This window comes from Xanthomonas graminis pv. graminis (assembly GCF_030168915.1).
In the GTDB taxonomy this organism is placed as follows: Bacteria; Pseudomonadota; Gammaproteobacteria; order Xanthomonadales; family Xanthomonadaceae; genus Xanthomonas_A; species Xanthomonas_A translucens.
Genome location: NZ_CP076255.1, coordinates 447,948 through 469,765, shown reverse-complemented (window position 1 = coordinate 469,765; position 21,818 = coordinate 447,948). Strand labels below are relative to the sequence as shown.

At 69.3% G+C, this 21,818-nt stretch carries 17 protein-coding genes; 6 read left to right on the top strand and 11 right to left on the bottom strand.

Annotation, left to right across the window (positions count from 1 at the left end; all coding sequences use genetic code 11):
- Nucleotides 1-6 precede the first annotated feature (6 nt).
- A complete protein-coding gene (locus KHF85_RS02015; RefSeq protein ID WP_284568324.1) occupies nt 7-2,103 on the top strand; it encodes a S9 family peptidase in 2,097 nt (698 codons plus the stop codon).
- A 123-nt stretch (nt 2,104-2,226) separates the two neighbouring features.
- Here KHF85_RS02015 and KHF85_RS02010 read toward each other — a convergent pair whose 3' ends face one another.
- From KHF85_RS02010 to aroE, 6 genes are all read right to left on the bottom strand, one after another.
- Nucleotides 2,227-3,807 (bottom strand): SDR family NAD(P)-dependent oxidoreductase, encoded by a 1,581-nt coding sequence (locus tag KHF85_RS02010; protein ID WP_284568323.1) that lies wholly within the window; start codon nt 3,805-3,807, stop codon nt 2,227-2,229.
- A 245-nt stretch (nt 3,808-4,052) separates the two neighbouring features.
- Nucleotides 4,053-4,598, bottom strand: coding sequence for an ankyrin repeat domain-containing protein (locus tag KHF85_RS02005; protein ID WP_284568322.1), 546 nt, complete (start codon nt 4,596-4,598; stop codon nt 4,053-4,055).
- 67 nt (nt 4,599-4,665) lie between these two features.
- Nucleotides 4,666-6,189 (bottom strand): catalase KatB, encoded by a 1,524-nt coding sequence (gene katB, locus KHF85_RS02000; RefSeq protein WP_284568321.1) that lies wholly within the window; start codon nt 6,187-6,189, stop codon nt 4,666-4,668.
- Between the two features lie 220 nt (nt 6,190-6,409).
- A complete protein-coding gene (dinG, locus tag KHF85_RS01995; protein WP_284568320.1) occupies nt 6,410-8,509 on the bottom strand; it encodes an ATP-dependent DNA helicase DinG in 2,100 nt (699 codons plus the stop codon).
- Nucleotides 8,510-8,616: 107 nt separating this feature from the next.
- Nucleotides 8,617-8,943 carry a hypothetical protein gene (locus KHF85_RS01990; RefSeq protein ID WP_064540226.1) on the bottom strand — a complete coding sequence of 109 codons (327 nt, stop codon included), beginning with the start codon at nt 8,941-8,943 and terminating at the stop codon, nt 8,617-8,619.
- A 43-nt stretch (nt 8,944-8,986) separates the two neighbouring features.
- The gene (aroE, locus tag KHF85_RS01985) at nt 8,987-9,835 is read right to left on the bottom strand and encodes a shikimate dehydrogenase (protein WP_064540224.1); all 849 of its coding nucleotides are present in this window, start codon (nt 9,833-9,835) and stop codon (nt 8,987-8,989) included.
- A 52-nt stretch (nt 9,836-9,887) separates the two neighbouring features.
- Between aroE and KHF85_RS01980 the strand changes: the two genes are divergently transcribed.
- Entirely contained in the window at nt 9,888-10,787 is a 900-nt protein-coding gene (locus tag KHF85_RS01980) for a TolB family protein (RefSeq protein WP_284568319.1), read from the top strand.
- A 248-nt stretch (nt 10,788-11,035) separates the two neighbouring features.
- On the opposite strand, the gene KHF85_RS01975 is transcribed toward KHF85_RS01980, so the two are convergent.
- Nucleotides 11,036-13,555, bottom strand: coding sequence for a sulfite reductase flavoprotein subunit alpha (locus KHF85_RS01975; RefSeq protein ID WP_284568318.1), 2,520 nt, complete (start codon nt 13,553-13,555; stop codon nt 11,036-11,038).
- A gap of 194 nt (nt 13,556-13,749) precedes the next feature.
- Here KHF85_RS01975 and KHF85_RS01970 point away from each other — a divergent pair, with 194 nt between their 5' ends.
- Complete coding sequence (locus KHF85_RS01970) at nt 13,750-14,502, top strand: DNA/RNA non-specific endonuclease (RefSeq protein WP_284568317.1); 753 nt, start codon at nt 13,750-13,752, stop codon at nt 14,500-14,502.
- Nucleotides 14,503-14,618: 116 nt separating this feature from the next.
- On the opposite strand, the gene KHF85_RS01965 is transcribed toward KHF85_RS01970, so the two are convergent.
- Nucleotides 14,619-15,506: a LysR family transcriptional regulator gene (locus tag KHF85_RS01965; RefSeq protein ID WP_284568316.1), complete on the bottom strand. Its 888-nt coding sequence runs from the start codon at nt 15,504-15,506 to the stop codon at nt 14,619-14,621.
- A 94-nt stretch (nt 15,507-15,600) separates the two neighbouring features.
- On the opposite strand from KHF85_RS01965, the gene KHF85_RS01960 reads away from it, so the two are divergent.
- Nucleotides 15,601-16,620 (top strand): NAD-dependent epimerase/dehydratase family protein, encoded by a 1,020-nt coding sequence (locus KHF85_RS01960; RefSeq protein WP_284568315.1) that lies wholly within the window; start codon nt 15,601-15,603, stop codon nt 16,618-16,620.
- A 269-nt stretch (nt 16,621-16,889) separates the two neighbouring features.
- Here the strand turns inward: KHF85_RS01960 and hemB are convergent, their stop codons facing one another.
- Entirely contained in the window at nt 16,890-17,882 is a 993-nt protein-coding gene (hemB, locus tag KHF85_RS01955) for a porphobilinogen synthase (RefSeq protein ID WP_064540283.1), read from the bottom strand.
- Between the two features lie 201 nt (nt 17,883-18,083).
- A complete protein-coding gene (locus tag KHF85_RS01950; protein WP_003471133.1) occupies nt 18,084-18,332 on the bottom strand; it encodes a hypothetical protein in 249 nt (82 codons plus the stop codon).
- 178 nt (nt 18,333-18,510) lie between these two features.
- Between KHF85_RS01950 and KHF85_RS01945 the strand changes: the two genes are divergently transcribed.
- Together KHF85_RS01945 and KHF85_RS01940 are read left to right on the top strand one after the other, a co-directional pair.
- The gene (locus tag KHF85_RS01945; RefSeq protein WP_064540285.1) at nt 18,511-18,984 is read left to right on the top strand and encodes a hypothetical protein; all 474 of its coding nucleotides are present in this window, start codon (nt 18,511-18,513) and stop codon (nt 18,982-18,984) included.
- Between the two features lie 324 nt (nt 18,985-19,308).
- Nucleotides 19,309-19,662: a hypothetical protein gene (locus tag KHF85_RS01940; RefSeq protein ID WP_081275049.1), complete on the top strand. Its 354-nt coding sequence runs from the start codon at nt 19,309-19,311 to the stop codon at nt 19,660-19,662.
- 189 nt (nt 19,663-19,851) lie between these two features.
- Here KHF85_RS01940 and KHF85_RS01935 read toward each other — a convergent pair whose 3' ends face one another.
- Nucleotides 19,852-21,645 carry a DUF885 domain-containing protein gene (locus tag KHF85_RS01935; RefSeq protein WP_284568314.1) on the bottom strand — a complete coding sequence of 598 codons (1,794 nt, stop codon included), beginning with the start codon at nt 21,643-21,645 and terminating at the stop codon, nt 19,852-19,854.
- Between the last annotated feature and the right edge of the window lie 173 nt (nt 21,646-21,818).

The following is a 21,818-nucleotide window of genomic DNA, read 5'->3' as shown; positions in this document are numbered from 1 at the left end:
GCACGCATGCGCCGCCTCATCCTGGCTTCCAGTCTTGCCCTCGCGGTCTGCGCCTGCTCGCAGCAGGCCGCCGCTCCCGCCGCCAAGGACGCGCCCGCCGCGCAGACGCCGGCGGCGGCGGCCGCGCCGCCGGCGCTGATCCCGCGCGACGTGCTGTTCGGCAACCCGGAGCGCAGCGGCGTGCAGCTCAGCCCGGACGGCAAGACCCTGAGCTGGCTGGCGCCGGTGGACGGCGTGCTCAACATCTGGATCGCACCGGCCGATGCGCCGGACAAGGCGCGCGCGGTCACCCACGACAGCGGCCGCGGCATCCGCTCCTATTTCTGGTCGTTCCTGCCCAATACCCTGCTGTACATGCGCGACAGCGGCGGCGACGAGAATTTCCATCTGTTCGCGCTCGATCTCGCCGCGGGCGGCAGCGGTCGCGACCTCAGCGACTTCCCCAAGACCCGCGCGCGGGTGGTGGCGGCCAGCCGCAAGCACCCGGAGTCGATCCTGGTCGGCATGAACGATCGCGACGCGCAGTGGCACGACCTGTACCGGGTCGATCTGGCCAGTGGCAAGCGCACGCTGCTGCAGAAGAACACCCAGCAAATCGGCGACTACCTGGCCGACGACGACTACCAGGTGCGGCTGGCGACGCGCTCGCGCGAGGACGGCGGCGAAGATCTGCTGCAACCCGACGGCAAGGGCGGCTGGCACAAGCGCGAAGAGATTCCGTTCGAGGATGCGCTGACCACCGCGCCGTCCGGCTTCACCGCCGACGGCAAGACCCTGTACTTCCTCGATTCGCGCCAGCGCGACACCTCGGCGCTGTACGCGGTGGACGTGGCCAGCGGCACGCGCAAGCTGCTGTTCGAGGATGCGCGCGCGGACGTGGGCGGCACCCTGACCGATCCGCGCAGCGGCGTGGTGCAGGCGGTGGAATCCAATTACCTGCGCCCGGAATGGAAGGTGCTGGACCCGGGCATCGCCGCGGACATCAAGCAGCTGCAGGCGATCGGCCCGGGCGAGATCTCGGTGCTGACCCGCACCCAGGACGACCGCACCTGGATCGTCGCCTACTCGGCCGCCGATGCGCCGGCCACGTTCTACCGCTACGACCGCGTGCCGTCCGGGCAAGGCAAGCTGACCAGGCTGTTCGCCGCGCGCCCGGCGCTGGAAGGACAGCCGCTGGTGCCGCAATGGCCGCAGGAGATTCGCTCGCGCGACGGCCTGACCCTGGTCAGCTACCTCACCCTGCCGCGCGAGGCCGATGCCAACGGCGACGGCAAGGCCGACAGGCCGGTGCCGCTGGTGCTGTTCGTGCACGGCGGGCCATGGGCGCGCGACGATTACGGCTACAACGGCTACAACCAGTGGCTGGCCAACCGCGGCTATGCGGTGCTGCAGGTCAACTACCGCGGCTCCACCGGCTTCGGCAAGCGCTTCACCAACGCCGGCGACGGCGAGTGGGCCGGCAAGATGCACGACGACCTGCTCGATGCGGTGCAATGGGCGGTGCAGCAGGGCGTCACCACCAAGGACCAGGTCGCGATCATGGGCGGCAGCTATGGCGGCTACGCCACGCTGGTCGGGTTGAGCTTCACCCCGGACGTGTTCAAGTGCGGCGTGGACATCGTCGGCCCGTCGAACTTGAACACCTTGCTCAGCACCCTCCCGCCGTACTGGAAATCCGGCTTCGAACAGATGGCGCGGCGCATCGGCGATCCGCGCACCGCGGCCGGCAAGAAACTGCTGGAAGACCGCTCGCCGCTGAGCCGTGCCGACCGCATCGCCAGGCCGCTGCTGATCGGTCAGGGCGCCAACGATCCGCGGGTCAAGCAGGCCGAGGCCGACCAGATCGTCAATGCGCTCAAGGCCAAGCAGATCCCGGTCACCTACGTGCTGTTCCCCGACGAGGGCCACGGCTTCGCCCGGCCGGAGAACAGCAAGGCCTTCAACGCGGTCAGCGAAGCGTTCCTGGGCAAGTGCCTGGGCGGACGCACGCAGCCGTTCGGCCAGGACCTGGTCGGCTCCAGCCTCAGCGTGCCGGACGGCGCGGCGCAGGTGCCGGGCCTGGAGGACGCGTTGAAGTCGCATACGCAGAGCGTGCGCAAGTAGGTCCTCGCCGACGCCGCTGCGTGCTTCCCGTCGTGCACGCAGCGGCGCCGTCGCGGTAGCGCCACGGCGGCGATGGCGCATTGCGCCGCGGGGATCCGCGCCCGCAGTGCGCGATGACCTCGCCTACCAGTCGGTCGGCGCGTAGTCCTTCAGGAACTGCCCCCACACGTGCTCGCCGGTATTGAAGCCGTGGATGATCGGATCGACGATGCGCGCGGCGCCGTCGACGATGTCCAGCGGCGGGTGGAAGCGCTCTTCCTGCACCTTGCGCGCGGCGATCTCGGCCGGATCCTCATCGGTGACCCAGCCGGTATCCACGCTGTTCATGTGGATGCCGTCGTTCTGGTAATCGGCCGCCGAGGTCCGGGTCATCATGTTCAACGCGGCCTTGGCCATGTTGGTATGCGGATGCCGGGTGGTCTTGAAGTTGCGGTAGAACTGCCCTTCCATCGCCGACACGTTGACGATGTGCTTGTCGCGCTCGGGCGTGCGCAGCATCAGCGGCTTGAGCCGCGCGTTGATGATGAACGGGGCGATGGCGTTGACCAGCTGCGTCTCCAGCAATTCCACCGACGGCACTTCGGCCATCAGCAGGCGCCACGAGTTGCGCCCACGCAGGTCCACCTGCTGCAGGTCCTGGTCCAGCCGGCCTTCGGGAAACAGGTGCTGCTGGCCGAGCAGTTCGTCGGCCAGCAGCGGCACCTGCGACAGTTCGGCGGCACGGGTCAGCCCGTCGGCGCCGCTGATGCCGTGGCCCTGGCCCGCCGGCAGCGTGGTCGCCGACGCCGCCGGCAGCAGTTCCGGGCTGCGCAGGCCTTCGTAATGGCCGACCAGGCGGCGCACGTGCTCGGGCAGTTCGTGCAGCGCGGCGGTCTCGCCGGCCATCATGTGCGCGTAGAACTGCGGCGGCCGGCGCACGGTCTGGCAGGCGTTGTTGACGATGAAGTCCAGCCGCGCGCGCGTGGCCATCAGTTGGCTGCAGAACGCTTCGACGCTGGGCGTGTGGCGCAGGTCCAGGCCGAACACCTGCAGGCGGTGGCCCCATTCGGCGAAATCCGCTTCCTGCGCGTAGCGCGCGGCCGAATCGCGCGGGAAGCGCGTGGTCACGATCAGCTCGGCGCCGGCGCGCAGCAGCTTCAGCCCGGCCTGGTAGCCGATCTTGACCCGGCCGCCGGTCAGCAGCGCCACGCGCCCGCTCAGGTCGGCGGTCTCGGTGCGCTTGAAGTAGTTCAGTTCGGCGCAGGGCGGACACATCTGGTCGTAGAAATGGTGCAGCTGGGTGAACTTCTGCTTGCACACGTAACAGTGGCGCAGCTCGGGCGACTGCGCCGCCGCCGGCGCTTCGGCTGCGGCATTGCTGGCGTCGTGCAGGCCCGCGGCATGCGGCGGGAAGTAGTTCGGCGTGCTGAACACCGGCTTGCGCCGCAGCGCGCGGATGCCGGTCTGCGCGAGCAGCGCTTCGGCCTTGCGCACCTTTTCCTGGTGGCGTTCGCGCGCCTGCTGCTTGAGCAGCTGCCGGCGCGCCTTGGGCTCGGGGTGGTAGACCTTGGCGACGACCTGGTGCAGGCGCACGCGGTCGGCCTCGGGCAGCGCGTCGAGCACGCTGCGGTCGGCATCGATGGCTTCGAGCAGATCCAGGGCGACGCGCAGGCGCTCGCTCAGGGGCAGGTCGTCGGTGGCAGGGGGCGAGGCGGTGGTGTTCAAGACGGATCCAGGAAGGAGCGAAGGCACGACAGCGCGGCGAGCGCCGCCGGCGATGCGGCGTGCCCGGTAGGTGCAGCGAACGGGCAGCGTCAGCGCGAAGCGTGTTTCAGGAAGCCGTCGTTGCCCGGCAGGGCGGGTATTTTCGCCGATCCCGGGGCTTCGGCGCCATGGTCGGCGGCTGAACCACCGTGCTCGCCTGCAGCGCCCCGGCCATGCCTGGGCGCACCGCGCTCCTCCTGGGTGGTTCAGCGCGCCGGTGCCTGCGCGAATTCGCCGCGCTGCAGCTTGGCCACGTCGTTGCCCTGCGCGTCCTTGGCCTGCAGGTCGGCGCCCTTGGCGGCGAGGTCCTTCAACACCTCGGTGCGCTGGAACAGCGCCGCGTACATCGCCGCGGTCTGGCCGGCGTTGTTGCGCTGGTCGGGCGCGCAATCGGCCTGCATCAGCCGCTTGGCGATGGCCAGCTCGCCCTTGAAGATCGCGCCCATCAGCGCGGTGTTGCCGCGCTTGTCCTGCGCGCACGGATCGGCGCCGGCGCGCAGCAATTGCTCCACCGCCGGCTGCTGGCCGTGGTAGGCGGCCAGGATCAGCGCGGTATAGCCCTTGTCGTCGCGGGCATTGAGGTCGTAGTGCGCATGGATGAACTCGGCCAGCATGTCCTGGCGGCCTTCGCGCGCGGCGTCGAAGAAGTAGTCGCGCAGTTGCGCCTGAATCTTGGCCGGGTCGGCGGGTGCGGGCGCGGCAATCGCCGAGGTGGCCACCAGGCTCAGGACGAGAAGAAAGAAGCGACGCATGTTCGGTCTCCGGCAAGGAAGGCGCAGCGCGGCGCGGGTAGGCGCCGCCGCGCTGCGCAGTGAACGATCAATCCTGCAACTGCGCGGCCAGCTGCCTGACCCGCGCCAGGTCGCCCTTGGCGACGCGGGCGACGCCGCTGCCATAGGCCGGATCGGCCTTGTACAGGAACGACAGCATGATGTGCTTGCTGGCGTCGTCGGTGCCGGCCAGCGATTCGCCGAAGCTCTGGATCAGGTCCTGCTGCTCCTTCTTGCTGTAGCTGCGGAACAGGTCGCCGGCCTGCTTGAAGTTCTGCTCGCGGACGATCTTCGCCTGCTGGGTGCTGCCCGACAGCGGCAGCTGGCTGTAGCGCGCGTTCGGATTCTGCGGGCGCGGGGCGAGCCGGCTCGGCTCGTAGTTGACGCCGCTGGCGCTGGCGCCGGAATTCATCGCGCCGTCCTGATTACCGTTGTCGACCGCCACCCGCGGCCGGTTCACCGGCAGACTCAGGCCATTGGTGCCGACGCGGTACAGCTGGGTATCGGCATAGGAGAAGATGCGCCCCTGCAGCAGGCGGTCTTCCGACGGCTCGATGCCCGGCACCAGGTTGGCCGGCGCCATCGCCACCTGTTCGGTCTCCTGGAAGAAGTTGTCCACATTCCTGTTCAACACCAGCTGCCCGATCTTGCGCTCGGGTACGCCCGGCCAGATCTTGGTCGCATCCAGCGGATCGAAGTCGAACTTGGCCAGCTCGTCCGGCTTCAGGACCTGGATGTACAGGTCCCACTTCGGATAGTCGCCCTGCTTGATCGCGCCGACCAGGTCGTTTGTCAGGTGGCTGTAGTCCTTGCCCTGCACCTGCGCCACCTGCTTCGGATCCAGGTTCTTCAGGCCTTGCAGCGATTTCCAGTGGAACTTGACGTAGTGCACCTCGCCCTGCGCGTTGACCAGCTTGTAGGCGTGCACGCCGTTGCCGTCCATGAAGCGGTAGCCGGCCGGCGTGCCTTCGTTGGAATACAGCAGGGTCAGCGTGCGCGTGGCCTCGGGCACGTGCGAGAAGAAATCGAAGCGGCGTGAATCGTCGTCCAGGTTGGTGCGCGGATCCGGCTTGAACGCGTGCACCATGTCCGGGAACTTGATCGCATCGCGGATGAAGAAGGTCGGGAAGTTGTTGCCGACCAGGTCCCAGTTGCCTTCGCTGGTATAGAACTTGGTGGCGAAGCCGTGCGGGTCGCGCAGCGTCTCCGGCGAATGGTTGCCGTGCACCACCGAGGAGAAGCGCACGAACACCGGGGTCTTCGCGCCGGCAGTGAACACCTTGGCTTTGGTCAGGTCGGAGATGTCTGCGCTGGCGGTGAACTCGCCATGCACGCCGGTCCCACGCGCATGCACCACGCGCTCGGGGATGCGCTCGCGGTCGAAGCGCTGCAGCTTCTGGATCAGCTGCACGTCCTGCAGCAGGGTCGGGCCGGTGGCGCCGGCGGTCTGCGAGTTCTGGTTGTCGCCAACCGGCGCACCGTTGTCGCGGGTGAGGGTGGACTGCGCGAACCCGACGGGGACGATCAGGGCCTGCGACAGCAGGGCGAGCACCAACAGTGTTCCAGGGCGCATGGCGTCAGCTCGTGTTGAGGGAACTGGAGCATGGCGGTGCAGTCGCAGGCTGAGAATTCGTTAGTTGCTATCGCTGCGATAGGCACGATGCATGCGCGCCTGCCCTTGTGACTGCGGTACTCGCCCATATGCGTTGCGCTTTGCACTTCGTGGCAGGGGCGCATCGCACTAGCGGCGCGATGCGAGGCAAGCGACATCAAAATGTAGACAGCGCGCGGCCCTAGCCGATCACCCGCTTGAACGGCGGCAGCGCATCGATGATGCGCTTGCCGTAGCGCTTGGTCAGCAGGCGCGAATCGAGAATGATGACCCGGCCATGGTCGCTGGAACTTCGGATCAGGCGCCCGGCGAACTGGGTCAGCGTGCGCAGCGCGTGCGGCACCGCGATCAGGTTGAAGGCGTTGAGGCCGCGGCTTTCGAACCACTCGCCGAGGGTGGCGGTCTGCGGGTCGGTCGGCACCGCGAACGGCACCTGGGTGATGACCACGGTGGTGCAGGCCTCGCCGGGCAGGTCCAGGCCTTCGCCGAAGGAATTCAAACCGAACAGCACCGAGCCTTCGCCGGCGCCGATGCGGCGCATGTGCTCGCCGATCATCTGCGACTTGGAGCCGTCGCCCTGCACCAGCACGCGGTTGCGCTGCGCGATCGGCAATAGGTCGGCCACCTTGAGCATCTTCCAGCGCGAGGTGAACAGCACGATCGAGCCCTTGCCCCAGTCCAGTTCCTTGACCAGATAGCGTGCGACCTCGCGCGGATGGCCTTCGCGGTCGTCCGGCGCCACCGGAAATTTCGGCACGATCAGCTCGGCCTGGTTGGGCAGGTCGAACGGCGAGGACAGCGACACCATCTCCGCATGCGCGGGCAGGCCGTTGTCGATCGCCAGCGCCTGGAAATCGCCGCCGCCGGTCAGCGTGGCCGAGGTCAGCACCGCCGAGTCCACCTCGCTCCACAACAGCGCGCGCAGCACTTGCGCGGCCGACACCGGCGAGCAATGGCAGACCAGGTCGGCATCGCGCGACAGGGTGATCCAGCGCGCCATCGGCGCCTGCCCGTCCTGGTCCTCGCGGCGCCAGCCCAGCCACAGCGCGTATTGCTGCTCGACCATCTCCAGGGCCATGCCCAGGCTGCGCTGCAAACGCTCCTTGGCCGCGTCCTCCTGCTTGGACTTGCTCACCAGCTGGTGCGCGGCCTGCACCCAGTTGAGCAGCGCGGCGGTGTCCTGCGCCTGCGCATTGATGAAGGGTTTCCAATCCTCGGGCAGGCGACCGTTGGGCGCGCGCCACATCGGCTCTTCCTGGCCTGGCTCCGGCACCCAGGCGCGTTCGATCTCGGCGCGAAAGGTTTTCAGCCCCTTGCTGACCTGGGTGGCCAGTTCGATCGCCTCGTTCGGCAGCTGGTTGCCGATGCTGTCCTTGTCGGCCAGCCGGTAGGCGGCGCCGACCAGCGCCTGCAACCGGCCGGTACGCCGCGCCATGTCGTCCAGCGCCAGGTTGGCCGCGCCCTGGTCGATGGCGACGCCGGCGATGTGGTGGCCTTCGTCGAGCACCAGCAGCATGTCCGCCGGCGGCGCGATCAGCGGCTGGCCGTTGTCGCTGTCGCCCAGCGCCAGCGCCGACAGCAGCAGCGCATGGTTGGTGACCACGATCTGCGCATCGCGCACGTCGCTGCGCGCCTTCAGCACCGGGCATTGCACCGCGAACGAGCAGCGGCGCCCGGCGCAGCCAGCGGCGTTGGTGGTGATGCGCGCGCGCAGCGACGCCGGAATCGGTTCCGGCGCGGTGTCCAGGTCGCCGTTCCAGGTCTTGTCGGCGTAGGCCTTGGCCAGCGCGCGCGCCTGCTCGGCCTCGGCCGGGCTCAGCGGGCGGTCGTACAGCGGCGCCTCGTCCTCGAACATGCTGTTCTGCGCGGCTTCGCCATGCAGCTCGGCGACGTTGCGCGCACACAGGTAGCGGGTGCGGCCCTTGGCCAGCGCCACCGTCGCCTCGATGCCGGTAGCCTTGAGGAAGGCGGGGATGTCGCGTTCCACCAATTGCGACTGCAGCGCCACGGTGCCGGTGCTGATCACCAGCTTCTTCTTGCTGGCCAGCGCGATCGGCACCCCGGCGGTGAGATAGCCCAGGCTCTTGCCGACGCCGGTGGGCGCCTCGGCCACGCCGACGCCGCCGCTGGTGCCCAGCGCGCGCGACACCACGCCGATCATCTGGCTCTGCGCGCGGCGCACCATGAAGCCGGGCGTGTTGGCCTGCAGCTTGGTGTAGGCGTCGCGGATGCCGGCCTTCATCTCGTCGGTCAACTGCCGCGTGGGTGCTGCCTTTTCCATGCCGCCTGTCTGCTCGTGCCGGGGATCGGCCGGCTATTTTCCCAGGTCTGGGCGCCGCGTGCCGGGGAAAGGTGAACGGCCCGGCCACCGATGCCGCGCGCAGCCGGTCAGCGCGGCAACGCCAGGCGCAGCGCCAGCACCACCAGCAGCATCGCCACCGCATGCAGCAGGGTGAACACCGTCTGCATGATGCCGAACCAGACCCCGTAGGTGGCGTAGCTCCCGCCCTGCTCGAGGATCAGCATCGGCAACAGCGCGGCTACCGTGCCACACAGCCCGCCGATCAGCAGCAGGCTCACTCCCCACAGGCCCAGGGTGCGCGCGCGGCAGGGACGGCGCGTGGCCAGCAGCACCAGGCCCGTGCCGAGGATGATCAGGATCGGCAGTTGCAAGCCCACCGTGGCCAACAACTGAAACACGAATGCAGTGTCCATGGGATCTCCGTGGAAGCTGAAGGACAGCGCCGGAGCGCCCGTGTCAGTCGGCGCTGACCAGCACCGCGTCGCGCGCGCGCAGCGCGGCGTAGACCGGGTCGGTGTCCGGGCGCACGCCGTGCCAGCGCTCGAAGCTCTCGGCCGCCTGTTCGACGAGCATGCCCAGGCCGTCCACGGTATCGCGGCAGTGCGCCGCACGCGCCCAGGCCAGGAACGGGATCGCCACCTCGCCGTAGTTCAGGTCCACCGCCAGGGTCATGCTGTTGACCAGCGACAGCGGCAGCGAGAAGCCCGCGCTGTCGTCGCGACCGGCGGCAGTGGCATTGACGATCAGTTCGAAGTCGCCCTGCTCGCGCAGGTCTTCCCAGTAGCGGGAGACGGCGCGCGCCGGGTCGCCCAGCGCATCGACCAGCGCATCGGCGCGCTCGGGCGAACGGTTGACGATCAGCAACTGCTGCACGCCGGCGTCCAGCAGCGCCGGCGCCACGCCGCGCGCGGCGCCGCCGGCGCCGAGCAGCAACGCGCGGCGGCCGCGCAGGTCCAGGCCGTTGCGCCCGGTCAGGTCGCGCACCAGGCCGGCACCGTCGGTGTTGTCGCCGTGCCACTGCCCGTCGCGGAAGCTGAGCGTGTTGACCGCCCCGGCGCGCTGCGCGCGCTCGCTGTGGACTACGCTCAGCGCGTAGGCGGCTTCCTTCAACGGCAGGGTCACGTTGGCGCCCACGCCGCCTTCCGCGGCAAACGCCGCCAAGGCTGCCGTGAAGCCGTCCGGCAAAGCGTCGATCGCGTCGTACTGCAGGGCGATGCCGGTCTGCTTGGCGAAGTCGGCATGGATGCGCGGCGACAGCGAATGGGTGACGGGATGGCCGAACACGGCATAACGGGATGTGGGCATGGAACGCTCGTTGGTTGTTTTAGACTGGTCGCGACATCCGAAGGAATCCGACATGCGGACCCCCGCCCTGCCGCTCGCGCTGGCCGCGAGTTTACTCTGCGCGCCATCGGCATTCGCACTTTCCGAGTTCGGCATCGAGGGCATGGGCGTGGTCTCGAGCAAGGCCGACGAGACCCGCGCCAGCGTTTCCGCAGATGGTCAGCGCATCGTCTGGGCCAGCCCCGACCGCGCCGGCGGGCCCGGCGGCGGCGACCTGTGGCAGGCCACGCTGCGCGACGGGCGCTGGGCCGACCCGCAGCCGTTGCCGGCGCCGCTGAACGCGCCAAGCGCCGACGCCGACCCGTTCTTCAGTACCGACGGACACTGGCTGTACTTCGCTTCCGATCGCGCTGGCGGCCACGGCGGCAGCGACCTGTACCGCGCACCGGTACTGGCCGACGGCCGCTACGGCCCGCCGCAGAACTTGGGTGCGGCGGTGAATTCGCGCGGCGACGAACGCGCGCCGACGCTGTCGCTGGACGGCACCCGGCTGCTGTTCGCCAGCGCCGGCCACGGCGGCGCCGGCGGCATGGACCTGTTCGTGGCGCGGCTGCAAGGCGAGGCCTTCGGCCAGCCAACGCCGCTGGACGGCATCAACAGCGCCGACGACGAAACCGATGCCGCCTGGCTGGGCGACGGCCGCGCGCTGCTGTTCGCGCGGTCGCGCAAGGCGCAAGGCACGCAACTGCTGCTCGCGCTGTGCGCCAGTGGGCGCTACGTGCAGCCGCAACCGCTGCCGCTGTCGTTCAACAGCGCCGACGGCGATACCCGCGGTGCGGTGCTGGATGCCTCCAAGCCGAGCGAACTGCTGGTGGTCGGCAGCGCGCGCGCACCGAAGGCCGGCAAGCGCGATATTTACCGGATGAAGGCGCCGGCGGCGAGCGGCAGCGGCGAGTGTGCGGGTGTGCGTTGACGGCGACGGAGGTCGCCGGCGAAACCTGCGCGTGCCGCAGGCCGGTTGCTGCATCTGCGTTTCAACGCGCCGTTGCAACGGATCGCTGATGCGGTTGGTCGCGGCTGAAGCCGCTCCTACAAAAAAGCCGCGCGCATTTTCTGCCTTTGTAGGAGCGGCTTCAGCCGCGACAGACGCAGCGATGGAAACGCCACCGAATTCGATCCGGGGCCGAAAACTCCCCCCGAATCGCTCCCCTGCCTCAGACCTCAATACACATCGCGCCGATACCGCCCATCCGCGCTGAGTGCATCCAGCGCGTCCTCGCCCAGGATCTCGCGCAAGGCCGCATCCACGCCGCGGGCCATGCTGTCCAGGCTGCCGCAGACATGCAGCGTGGCGCCACGCGCGAGCCAGGCGCGCACCTCGTCGGCAGCATCGCGCAGGCGATCCTGCACATAGACCTTGCCCGGCTGGTCGCGCGAGAACGCCAGGTCCAGCCGCTGCAAGTGGCCGCTGTGCTGCCATGCCTGCAATTCCGCGCCGAACAGCGCGTCGTGCGCGGCGTTGCGTTCGCCGAACAGCAGCCAGTGGCCATGCACGCCGGCAACCTCGGCCTCGCGCAGCAGGCTGCGCAGACCGGCGATGCCGGTGCCGTTGCCGATCAGCAGCAGCGGCGTATCGCCGTGACGGCGGAACCCAGGGTTGGCGCGCACCCGCGCCTGCAGCGCGGTCTGCAGCGGCGCATGCAGGCACAGCCAGCCCGAGCCCAGGCCGGCACTGCCGTCCTCGCGTCGGGTCAGGCGTACCACCAGTTGCAGCAGGCCGTCGGCCGGCACCGAGGCGATCGAATATTCGCGCAGCGGCAATGGCGGCAGCGCATCAAGCCAGGCCTGCAGATCGTGCGCGTCCCCAGGCGGCGACAAGGCGCGATCGGCCAGCGCCGCCTGCAGCGGCAGCGCCACCCCGCCCGCGCGCAGCGGCGTGTCGGCCGCCAGCCCGTGTGCGGCGAGCCAGGCAAGCACCGCGTCGGGCGCGTGGCAGGGCTGCACTTCCAGGATGTCGCCTGCCTGCCACTGCGCCTGGGGCGGCGGCAGCAGATCGATGCGCCATACCGGCGCGCCGGCACTGCCGGGATTGAGCAGCGCGCGTCCGGCCAGGCGCCACTCCAGCGCCAGCGGCGCCTGCAGCGCCGGCGCCGCTTCCGCCACGCCGGTGACCGCCGACAGCTGCCGCTGCCACTGCGCCAGCGCCTGCGGATCGGCGTTGTCCACTTCCACCGCCGGAAACAGCGCCTGCGCGCCCTGCGCGGCCAGCCACTGCTCCAGCCGCCGCGAGAACCCACAGAAGCGCGCGTACTGGCGATCGCCCAGCGCCAGCAGCGCATAGCCGAGCTCGGGCAGGGCCTGCGCCTGGCGCAGCACCTCCTTCTCGAAGCCGCGCGCCGGGTCCGGCGCCTCGCCGTCGCCGAAGGTGCTGACCACGAACAGCGCACGCCGCACACCGCGCAGTTGCGCCGCATCCAGCTGCGCCAGCGACTGCACCTGCACTGGCACGCCCGCCGCCTGCAGCTGACCGGCGGCCTGCCAGGCCAGGCGTTCGGCGAATCCGCTCTGGCTGGCGAAGCCCACCAGCCACGGCTCGGCGGCGGCCGGCGCCACCGCGCCCAGGCCGCGCCGCGCGTGGTGCAGCGCGCGCTTCTTGCGCCGCCGGTCCAGGTACAGCAGCCAGCCGGTGACGAAGAACAAGGACAGGCACAGGCTCGCCAGCATCACCACCACGCGCCCGGCCAGGCCGAAGAAACTGCCGGTATGCAGGGCGAACACGCTGCTCAGCACCTGCCGCCCCAGCGGCTGCTGCCGGTAGTCCAGACGGCGCAGGATGCGGCCGCTGCGCGGATCGATCTCCAGGCCGTCGAAAGCCCGGCTGTGCACCGGATCGGCGGCCAGGTAGCGCGCGCTCAGCGGCTGCCCGGCGCGGCTGGGTAGGCGCAGGTCCAGGTAGGCGCGGCGCACGCCCGGCAGCGCATCGAGCGTGGCCTGCAGCCGCGCATAGTCCAGCGCCGGCGGCTTGCCGACGCGGCCGCGGCCGCCGCCGGCGCCGTCGGCGTTGTCCGCGCGCTCGCCGCCGAGCACCACCACCAGCCCCTGCCGGTACCAGTCGTAGGACCAATACAGCCCGGTCAGCGCGCTCGACAGGTAGATCACCAGGCACCAGGTGCCGATCACCGAATGCAGGCTCCACAGGAAACTGCGTCCCTGCCGCTTCCATTCCACCACCCACCAGGCGCGCCAGCTCCACCACTGCCGCGGCCAGCGCAGGTACAGCCCGGACAGGCAGAAGAACAGCAGCGCAATCGCGCAGGCGCCGGTGACCGCCTTGCCGCGCTCGCCGGCAAGCAGATGCCGATGCAGGTCCTCGACGAACGCGAAGAAGCCGCTCAGCCGCGGCTCCGGCAGCGTGTGGCCGGTATAGGGATCGAAGTACAGGCGCCCGCCGTCGCGGCCGCCCAGACGCAGGTTGGACGGACGCGTGCCGGTGGGGTCGATCAGCATGCGCGTGGCCCGATGCGTGCCGCCCAGGTCCAGCCGCCGCGCCAGCTCGGCCAGCGGCAACGGCGACTCGCCGGCCGCGTGGCGCGCGGCCGCCGCGGCCAGCGGCGGGTTGGCCCAGCGCACGATCTCGTCCTCGAACGCCAGCGTGGCCCCGCTCAGCCCCATCACCGACAGCACCAGCCCGGCGCTGATGCCGAACAGCCAGTGCAGCTGGAACAACAGCTTCTTGGTCACGGCAAAAGACACGTCGAGGGGGGCGGCTGCGCATTGTAAATGAGAACGCTTATCGGATCCGCTGCGGGCCGGCCCGCCTCGCCCCCATAAGCGTGACCGATAACGCATTTGCCATGCGAGGCACATCTAATCGTCACCGCAGCGACATCGCCCCTCGCCAGTTTCTTCACTCCCCTTGGCTAGCGAGGTACGCGATGTCCTTCTCTCTGCGCGGTTGTCTGGTTCTGCTTGCGTTGTTCACGGCCCAAACGGCGATGGCCGCCACTAGTTGCGCCACCCTGTACGCAGGCGGCAAGCCGCCGAGCGTGGATGCCTCGCTGAGCGCCCGCACCACCGAGGTCTGCCACAGCGAATACGCGATCCTGGCCTCGGGCGTGACCAAGGGTCCGCTGTACTCGGCCGAGCACCTGACCGACCAGCAGGTCGCCGGCGCCGAGTCGATCGGCCGGGTCGGTTCGTTCCATGAGGAAACCGCCATTCCCGCCGCCGACCGCTCCAAGAGCTCGGACTACACCAACACCGGTTTCGACCGCGGCCATATGACCCCGGCCGGCGACGCCTCGACCGAAAGCACGGAGAAGGAAACCTTCTCGATGGCCAACGTGGTCCCGCAGGACCACAAGCTCAACACCGGCGAATGGGCGCGTATCGAAGAGCAGGTGCGGCAGCTGGCCAAGCAGCGCGGCGAGATCTACGTGGTGACCGGCCCGGCCTTCGACAGCAACGCGAGGACCATCGGCACCGACAAGGTGGAAGTGCCCGAGTACGTGTGGAAGGCGGTGTACGAGCCGGGCGTGGGCGCGGCCGCCTACCTGTGCGTGAACGACGACAGCATCAACTGCGATGTGGTGTCGATCGACGACGTGATCACCATGGCCAGCGTCGATCCGTTCCCGTCGATCTCCGCGGCGATGAAGTCCACGCCGATCGCGTTGACGATGCCGTAAGGCCGGGACTCGGGACTCGGGACTCGGGACTCGCCAATAGCGTCATGCTCGGCTGAGCGGTTGTCGAGGTTGCCGGGCAATTGCTCGCAACACGCCGAAGCGACCGCGTGCGTGCCTCAGCCCACGTGCGCGGTCATCGCTTCCGCCAGCGCCGCGAATACGACGCTGCAGGCGGCGCTGCCGCGCAGGTCCTGGTGCATGGTGATCCAGGTGTCCAGGCCGATGCGTACCTGCTGCGCCAGCACCGGCACCAGGTTCGGCGTGCGCCGGGCCAGGGCCGCCTGGCAGAAGCCGATGCCGCAGCCGGCGCGGATCAAGGCCAGTTGCGCCAGGTCGCTGTCGGCGCGCAGCGCGAACGCCTCGCGGCGCCATCGCGGCAGCCCCGCACGTGCGGCACGCAGGAACGGCGTCTCCGCATCGAAGCCGACCAGCGCGTGCTGCATGAGCTCGTCCAGGCTGTGCGGGCTGCCGTGCCGGGCCAGGTAGTCCGGATGGGCGTACAGGCCGAGCGCGATCTCGCCGATGCGGCGGGCGATGAGCAGATCCTGCTGCGGTCGGGTCATGCGCACCGCCACGTCGGCCTCGCGGTGCAACAGGTCCTGCACGCGATTGCTCAGCACCAGTTCCAAGCGCAGCTGCGGATGCGCGCGGCGCAATGCGGCCAGCGCCGGCGGCAGCACTTCGGCGCCGACGATCTCGCTGGCGGAGATCCGCACCGTGCCCTGCACCGCCTCGCCGTGGCGGCCGGCCGCGCGCTGCAGCGAGGCGGCGATGCTGCCCATGGCCTGCGCATGGCCGCGCAGCGCCAGCGCCGCATCGGTCGGCAGCAAGCCGCTCTGCGAGCGCACGAACAACGGCACCGCCAGCGCTTTTTCCAGCGCCGCCACATGCCGGCCGACGGTGGGCTGGGTCAGATCCAGCGCACGCGCCGCCGCCGACAGCGAACCCTCCTCCAGCACCGCGAGGAAGGACCGGTACAGCTCCCAACCGATGGCGTTGTCCATACACAAATGTATAGCTGATGGCCGATGTTCGCCAATTCCTTTGGGCTGCAGCGGCGACCACACTGATCGCCTTCCCCGCAAACGGAGCATCCGCATGGCAACGATCTCTACTGCCCTGGTCCTGGGCGCCAGCGGCGGCATCGGCGGCGAACTGGCGCGCCAACTGCGCGATGCCGGCTGGCATGTGCGCGCCCTGCAACGCGCACTGGCGACCGCCAGCGAAACCCGCGACGGCATCCACTGGCTGCGCGGCGACGCGATGCGCCGCGAGGACGTATTGCAAGCCGCGCACGGCTGCGCGGTGATCGTGCATGCGGTCAATCCGCCCGGCTACCGGCGCTGGTCCGACCTGGTGCTGCCGATGATCGACAACACGATTGCCGCGGCCTGCGCCGAAGGCGCGACCATCGTGCTGCCGGGCACGGTCTACAACTACGGCCTGGAGGCCTACCCGGCACCGGACGAAGACGCGGCGCAGACCCCGGCCACGCGCAAGGGCGCGATCCGGGTCGCGCTGGAGCGGCGCCTGCAGGCCGCCACCGCGCACGGCGCGCGGGTCATCGTGGTGCGCGCCGGCGACTTCTTCGGCCCGCGCGTGAGCAATAGTTGGTTCGCGCAGGGAATGGTGAAACCGGGGCGTCCGGTCGCCAACGTGACGCTGCCGGGCGATCCGGGCGTCGGCCACCAATGGGCGTACGTGCCGGACGTGGCGCGGACCATGCTCCGGTTGCTGCAGCAGCGCGACGCGCTTCCGGCGTTCGCGCGCCTGCATATGGACGGACACTGGGACGCCGACGGCACGCAGATGGCCGCGGCGATCGCCCGCGTGCTGCAGCGCCACGGCATGGCGCCGCCGAAGACCGGCCGCTTCCCGTGGTGGCTGCTGACCCTGGCCACGCCGTTCTGGCCGCTGGCGCGCGAACTGCGCGAGATGCGCCCGCTGTGGCGCCATCCGCTGCGCATGCGCAACGCGCGCCTGCTGCACACGCTAGGCGACGAACCGCACACGCCACTGGACGAAGCGGTGGAGGCGACGCTGGTCGGGTTGGGCTGCCTGACAGGGGCGCCATCAATGCCGCTGGCGCATCCATCGTCCACACCGACGTCCGCGTAACTGCGGAGCCTATGTCTGCAAGTTTTTCCCTGCGCGCATCCTGCCTTTGCAGGAGCAACTGTCTTAGTCGCGACGAGCGCAGCGGCGCGCCTTCCGACTTCGGACGTTGTCGCGGCTGAAGCCGCTCTTACAGTGCACCCAGCCGGCGATCCGCAGGGCGTTGTAGGAGCGGCTTCAGCCGCGACCGGGCGTTACCGGTAGGAATCGGTCGCGGCTGAAGCCGCTCCTACAACAAGCCGCATCATCTGCACCGAACGTACGCCACCGCCTCAGCGCGCCTCGCGCAGCCAGCGCGCCACCTGCGGCGCGAAATAGGTCAGCACGCCATCGGCGCCGGCGCGCTTGAACGCCATCAGCGATTCCAGCACGCACTTGCGCTCGTCCAGCCAGCCGTTGGCGGCGGCGGCCTTGAGCATCGCGTACTCGCCGCTGACCTGGTAGGCGAAGGTCGGCACGCGGAATGCATCCTTCACCCGCCGCACCACGTCCAGGTACGGCATGCCGGGCTTGACCATGACCATGTCCGCGCCCTCCTCCAGGTCCAGCGCGATCTCGCGCATGGCCTCGTCGCCGTTGGCCGGGTCCATCTGGTAGGTGGTCTTGTCGGCCTTGCCGAGGTTGCCGGCGCTGCCGACCGCATCGCGGAACGGGCCATAGAACGCGGAGGCGTACTTGGCCGAATAGGCCATGATGCGCACGTGCAGGTGGTCGTCGGCATCCAGCGCGCGGCGGATCGCGCCGATGCGCCCGTCCATCATGTCCGAGGGCGAGACGATGTCCACGCCGGCCTGCGCGTGCGACAGCGACTGCTTGACCAACGCCTCGACGGTGATGTCGTTGAGCACGTAGCCGCGCGCGTCGATGATGCCGTCCTGGCCGTGGGTGGTGTAGGGGTCCAGCGCCACGTCGGTCATCACCCCCAGTTCGGGGAAATGCGTCTTCAGCGCGCGCACCGCACGCTGCGCCAGGCCATCGGGATTCCAGGCTTCGGCGGCGTCCAGACTCTTGCCGGCCGCGTCGATCACCGGGAACAGGTCGATCACCGGGATCCCCAGTTCCAGCGCGGTCTCGGCCTCCTTCAGCAATTCGTCGATCGACAGCCGCGCCACGCCCGGCATCGAGGCGATCGGCGCGCGGCCGGGCAGCTCGTGCACGAACACCGGCCAGATCAGGTCGTCGGCGGTCAGGGTGTTCTCGCGCATCAGCCGGCGCGAGAAATCGTCGCGGCGCATGCGCCGGGGGCGGTAATGGGGATGGGCCACGTGAGGCTCCTGCAGGGACGGATCGGGCGGCGCGCACGCGGCAACGCGGGGCGGCGCCCGGTCTACCGAGCCGCGCCGCACGCACCGGCGCGAACGGTGACGGCCGCCGCAGCGATCGTCACCGCCGAATGTTACGCCTGCCGGCCGCCTGTGGGCGGCGCCATGCTGCAACACGGCATGCGCCGTGCCCGGCTGCGCTGGCTAGATCACACCGCCGCCCAGGCTCAGCCGGATCACCCCGACCACGATCACCAAGCCGTTGAGGATCAGCCCGGTCTTGGCGCGGCCGCGGTTCGGGGCCGAGGTGAACAGCAGGCCGATCGCGGCAATGATCGCGCCGACCGCGGCGAACGGAATCACGAACCAGTTGCCCCAGCCCAGCAGCGGGATGAAGGCCAGGATCATCCACAGCAACGCCACGATGCCCCACACCAGACTGATCACGCCCATGCCGCCGCCCTTCGCTGAATGCCAGTGCGCACCATAGCGCGCGCCCCCGCCGGCGCAAACCAACTCTTGGCACGGGACTCACGGCAGGCGTGCCACGGTGGCGCGGCAATGGCGGGTACGTCGCGGTTCACTGGTCGCGCCTATCATCGCCTCGTATCCGATCCACGGGGGTAATGCCATGAACGTCCGACCGCTGTTGCCGCTGGCGCTGCTGTGCGCGCTGGCCGGTTGCGCCAGTTCCTCCAAGGTGATGGTCGGTGCGCCGCGTCCGCCGATCGACCCGGCCCTGGTCCAGATCTATTCGACCCCGCCGCTCGGCGCGGTCGACATCGCCCAGCTCGAATCGTCCAGCGCGGCCGGCTTCGGCACCCAGGGCCAGACCGATGCGGCGATGGCGCGGCTCAAGCGCGAGGCGGCCAAGCTCGGCGCCAACGGCGTGGTGCTGATGGGCGTGGCCTCGCAGCGCTCGGGCGGCGGCGTATCGATCGGCGGCGGCAGCTACGGCGGCCACGTCGGCGGCGGCCTGGGCATCGGCATCCCGACCACGCAGAAGCGCGCCGCCGGCATGGCGATCTGGGTGCCGCCGGGGGCGCAGGCGCCGGCGGCGCCAGAGTCGCAGCCCAAACAGCCTCTGCCGCCGGAGCAACGCTGAGCGTCTCCTTGCAGTGCAACCCGGCGCGGTTTTTGCCGCCGGAGCGCCGTTCGCCCCGACAATCGGCCGGCCAAGGTCGCAAGCCGACCCATGTCGGCCCAACTCCGACGTCCGGCTTCAACCGCTCCCTGGGCCGGCGCAGCGGCCGAGGCGCAGGCGGCCCTCGCCCGACAGCCCTTGTAAGCTATTGGCCGGATTATAGTATTCTTCGACCCGTGGACATTTCAGCGACCTGTCAGGCCTGCGGGTTGGGACCCGCAAAGGTAATGGCAGTTCGTTAGCCTGAGCACCCGGTAAACACCGTCATTGATAGAAGGAATCGTTATGAAACGTTGGATATGGATATTGGTCGGCGTGATTGGACTGCAGACCAGCGCGACTGCCTCGACGCCTCACGTGCAGCTGGTGTGCCGCGATGACGATCCGTTCTTGTTCTGCACGAAAGGGTGCCTGCCACCCGACTACGCCTGGAAGCCGCTGAACCCGATCCAAGGGACTTGGTTGCCGATTTCTCCTCCGTACTGCACTGGCCCGTATGTAGTAAGCAATTACTGCATTCCATGGACTCAGAAAGCGATCCAGGCACTCGCCCAATATGAGTCGATCTGCCCAGGCGCTTTCAAACAGGGGAAATGGACTGGCACCAAACCACCCGAATTAGTTCCTGAACCACATTGAATCACAGACAGCTCGCGTGCGATGTGGCCTACAAGTGCACGAAACACAAGGGTTGCCCGGTCGGCGGAGACAGGAGCCAGCGACTGAACAAGATGTCAGCATCAAGAAATGTTTCAGAAGAGCATTGATGGGCACTATTTGTGTCGCTGCGCCATGTAGCGCAGCGACATAGATATTGTTGTGATCACGTCACTTCCGCTGCGCCGGAACGAATATCTCGTCCACCGCCGTGGCCAGCTGGTCCGGCGGCAGCAGTCCCTGGTCGAGCAGGAAGTTGTTGAACTTCAGCCGGTCGAACTTCGCGCCCAGCGCCAGTTCGGTGCGCATGCGCAGTTCCATGATGCGGCTGTAGCCGTAGAAATAGCTGCCGGCCTGGCCGGGCGCGCGCATCATGTAGCGGTCCAGTTCCTGCCGCGCCATCGCCGGCGACAGGCCGACGTCGTTCTCCAGCACCAGGCGCGCGCGTTCGCGGTCGGTCAGGCCCAGGTTGAGCATCGGGTCGAGCATGGCGCGCGCGGCGCGCAGCAGGCGGAACTGCAGCGCGATCAGCTGCCCGTCCAGCGGTTCGTACGGCACCATTTCGGCCTCGGCATACAGCGCCCAGCCCTCGACGTTGACCGAGTTGAACGCGAACATGCTGCGCGCCAGCGACACGCCGCGCTCGACCATCGCGGTGAACTGCAGTTCGTGGCCGGGCCGGCCCTCGTGCGCGCTCAGCGTCCACGCCGCCGAGCCGAAGCTGAAGTCGTCGTAGTGCTCGCCCTTGCCGGCCGTATCCGGATTGCCGAGCGGCAGCACGAAGGTGCCCTGCTCGCCGGTATTGCCGACCAGCGGCGCCGGGCGGAAATGCGGCGCCGGTTGCGCCGCGCTCTCGGCCGCCGAACCCAGCCGCATTTGCATCGGCCGCTGCGGCACATCGACGATGCGCTGCTGGCGGATGATCGGATCGATCTGGGCGATGACGCCGCGGTAATGGGTTTCCAGCTTGTCGTTGGCGATGGTGTCGCGCTTGAGCGCGCGGATCACCGCGCGGTAGTCGCCGGGATCGTCGAGCTTCAGGCCCTTGGCCTTGGCCACCAGCGGCGCCAGCTGCTGCATCGCCGCGCGGGTCTCCATGAACTCCAGCTGCGCGCGCTGCATCAGCAACTGCGGCGCGATGTCGATGCCGACCTGCTTGAGCTGGAAGGCGTACAGCTCCGGCGGCAGGCGCGCGTCCTCGCGCGCGTTCGGCAGCACCACCTTGCGCGTCCAGGCGGCGTAGTCCTTGAACTGTTTGTCCATCGCCGCCAGCGCCGGGTCGGCGCCGTCGATCCTGTAGGTCGCGAACAGTTCGCGAATACCCTTGGCATAGGTGTCCACGTTGCTCAAGGCCTGCTCGACCTCGCGCCGGGTCGGCGGCAACAGCGAACCGTCGGCGCGCTTTTCCTCGTAACGCTGGCGCGCCAGCAGCAGTGTGGAAGTGCTGCCGGGCAGCAGGCCGACATAGCGCTGCAGCCGGTCCAGCGCCTTGGCCCGGCGCGCCGCCGGCACCTGTTCGGACAGCAGGTTGTTGAGCCCGCCGAACACCATCTGCGGCGCATCCTGCCACGGCAGCAGCAGGCGCTCGTTCAAGGCGCTGCCTTCGGCCGCCTGGTCGGCGGCATGGATCATGATCGCCAGATCCTGGCGCACGTTGGGGTCGCGCTCGACCTCCCGCTTCTCCTGCAGCGCGCGCCGGGCTTTGCCGAGCGCGTCGCGATAGCGGCGCGCATTATCCGGCCCCAGGTCGGCGACCTTGTCGTCATACCCCGGCACACCGAAGAAGCTCACCTCCTCGGGTTGGAACGGCGCCTGCGCCTGCAGCAGGATCTGCGCGAAGTCGTTGCTGCGCTTCACCCATGCCGGGCCGGCGGCCGCGGCCGACGCGGTAGCCGGCGCGGCCTGCGCGAGGACAGGCAGTGGCGCGACCAGGGCCAGCGCGATGGCGAGGACGAGTGGCTTCATCGGCGGATCTCCAGCGGGACGATGCGGCGACCGTACGCGGCGCGCGTGCGGCCGGCAAGCTGCCGTAGGTCATGCCCGCGTCGGGTAGCCGGCGATCGCGCGCGAAACGGACGCGGTCAGGGTAGCGACCCGAATTGCGCGATGGCCGCTACAGGCACGCGACAGGCACGCGA